The sequence below is a fragment of the uncultured Roseobacter sp. genome, from assembly GCF_947495275.1.
In the GTDB taxonomy this organism is placed as follows: Bacteria; Pseudomonadota; Alphaproteobacteria; order Rhodobacterales; family Rhodobacteraceae; genus Roseobacter.
Genome location: NZ_CANLYL010000052.1, coordinates 1 through 1,217 on the forward strand (window position 1 = coordinate 1; position 1,217 = coordinate 1,217).

Genomic DNA, 1,217 nt, shown 5'->3' on the forward strand with positions numbered 1-1,217 from the left:
TGATCAGCCCCACCTGAGTGGTCCGTTTTGAATGTTAGTGCATGATTGGCCTTGTTGCCATCGTGATGATGGTTTCGGGAGCCGGAGGGCAGTAGCCCAGAGCACTATGTGGTCGCTTGGTGTTGTAGTGTTTCCTCCATTCTTCGATCAGGATTTCGGCTTCGCGCAGTGAGTAGAACACCTCGCCGTTCAACAGCTCATCTCTGAACCGTGCATTGAAGCTTTCGCAATATCCATTCTCCCAAGGGGATCCCGGCTCAATGTAGGCGGTCTTTGCGCCAACGGCTGCAATCCAATCCCTGACGGCCTGAGCAATGAACTCTGGACCGTTGTCGGACCTGACGTAGGCAGGAACGCCTCGCAGGATGAACAGGTCTGTCAGGGCGTCGATGACCTCGGTCGAGTTCAACCTTCGCTTTACCCGGATTGCCAAACACTCCCGGCTGTGTTCGTCCAAGATATTCAGTGTCCGGAACGCTTTCCCGTCATCCGTCCGATGATGCACGAAGTCATACGACCAGACATGGTTGCGGTATTCTGGGCGCAATCGGACGCACGAACCATCGTTCAGCCAGAGCCGCCCCTTCTTGGGCTGTTTCATTGGCACTTTGAGCCCTTCACGTCGCCACAGTCGTTCGACACGTTTGTCGTTGATCAACCATCCAGCGTCTCTGAGTAGAGCTGCGATCCGGCGGTAGCCGTACCGACCATACTGGCGCGTCAACTCGATCATGTCGGCCACCAAGCGCTCTTCATCAGTACGACCAACCGGCACCCGCCTTTGTGTGGATCGGTGCTGTCCTAAGACACGGCATGCGCGTCGCTCTGAGATGTGGAACTGGCCTCGTACATGCTCAATGCAGGCACGACGACGCGAAGGGCTCAGTAGTTTCCCCGTGCGGCTTCCGACAGGATGAGCTTGTCCAAAGTCAGGTCCGAGACGGCGCGGCGCAGCCGGTCATTCTCTTTTTGAAGGCGTTTGAGTTCCTTCAGTTGGTCGGTTCCCATACCACCGTATTGCTTACGCCAGCGATAAAACGTCTGCTCAGTAATCTGCACCTGACGGATTGCATCTACCCGCGGCATTCCTTGGCCGCACAGCACCTCAACTTGTCGCAACTTCGTGACAATCTCTTCCGGCTTGTGTCGTTTGATTCCCATCTTTGATCCTCCGTTTCCTAACTATAGGGCCGGACCACTTCAGCGGGGGAGGATCA

The 1,217-nt window shown here is 55.8% G+C and carries 1 protein-coding gene; it reads right to left on the reverse strand.

Annotated features, from left to right (window positions below):
- Positions 1 to 34: 34 nt before the first annotated feature.
- Positions 35 to 1,161 (reverse strand): IS3 family transposase gene (locus Q0802_RS24635; protein WP_298922657.1). Its coding sequence is split into 2 segments (ribosomal slippage): positions 35 to 897 and positions 897 to 1,161, totalling 1,128 coding nucleotides; the frame shifts between segments, so codons are not numbered across the junction.
- Positions 1,162 to 1,217: the final 56 nt, after the last annotated feature.